The sequence below is a fragment of the Paenibacillus sp. P4_E11 genome (genome assembly GCF_056401635.1).
Genome location: NZ_JBFUIX010000630.1, coordinates 1 through 764, shown reverse-complemented (window position 1 = coordinate 764; position 764 = coordinate 1). Strand labels below are relative to the sequence as shown.

Genomic DNA, 764 nt, shown 5'->3' with positions numbered 1-764 from the left:
GTACAATACCGGGAACCCTGCGCCCTGCCGGGATGCGCTCCGGCCACCGTATAATAAGGGGAACATGAACCGTCGGTTCATACAATCCGCAATGATCCCAATATATTTGATGTTCCGTTAAGCTCTCACCGTGATCACCGAACAGGACAAGCAAGGTTTCCTCGCGAATACCAAGCGCGTCCAGATGGTTATCCAGCTCTTGAAGTCGATCATCCAGGTAGCGGATTTCTGCGTCGTACAGCGCGTCGTAGTAATCACTGTCGGTTACCGGCCCGACCAGATCATAGTGATGATGCTTGAAGAACGGATAAGCGGTATGATTATAAGCAGCATCCATGCTTCGATTAGCAGGATCGTAAGGATCACGACTGCTATCGTAAAAAGTCTCAATCGTATCGCTCGGGGGCAAATACGGTGTGTGGGTGTCCCAATAATGCAGAAATAAGAAAAAAGACTCATCCTTGTGCTCTGTCAGCCAAGGCATCGCCAAATCGTTAACGGTCCGTCCATCAATCCACCTCTTCGGTCCTGAGCTATTCATGTAGTAGCGGTACCCTCGGGCGAACCATTCTTTCAACTGATACAAGTTGTCTACGGCAGCGGTCGTGAAACCCGCTGCTCGTAGTAGTGTAGGCATCCATGTTGTGGACTTAGGAAGCTGAGTCAGACTTGATCCGTGCGATACGATTCCGGTGGTCAGACCGACCTTCCCGGTAAATATACCGGTATGTGCCACTTCCGTAGGAATATCCGCTGCGTAAGCT

The 764-nt window shown here is 50.5% G+C and carries 1 protein-coding gene; it reads right to left on the bottom strand.

Annotation, left to right across the window (positions count from 1 at the left end; all coding sequences use genetic code 11):
* On the bottom strand, positions 1–764 hold a 764-nt coding region (locus AC1DWB_RS36560; protein ID WP_477545940.1), incomplete at both ends, for a sulfatase-like hydrolase/transferase.